General features: G+C 40.1%; 1 protein-coding gene. It reads left to right on the top strand.

Annotated elements, in window-relative coordinates; translation table 11 throughout:
- The coding region (locus AC0IXA_RS27375) for a hypothetical protein (protein ID WP_471814893.1) at positions 1–185 on the top strand (185 nt) is incomplete at its 5' end.
- Between the last annotated feature and the right edge of the window lie 94 nt (positions 186–279).

The following is a 279-nucleotide window of genomic DNA, read 5'->3' as shown; positions in this document are numbered from 1 at the left end:
ATCCTAGGCAGAAGAGAGGTCTCATTAAAACATTGGTGGATCGAGCTAATAATATCTGTGAGGCTATTTATCTGAGAGATGAATTAAACCATTTGCGAACAGCATTCAAGAAAAATGTATACACCGATAAAGAGATAGATCGAGCTCTCCATCCAAGAAGAAAAGGGTATGAAAACAAACCATAACAACAACTGTCGGCCGGAAAAGTTTTTCTTCCTTTCATCCACAAAATTACGGACCGTATTGGGAAAGTTTTGGCCGGGTTTCAAGTGCAGACCC

This window comes from Pseudomonas sp. AC083 (assembly GCF_979253165.1).
The sequence above is the reverse complement of the archived record's forward strand: the minus strand, read 5'-3'. Positions and strand labels throughout refer to the sequence as shown.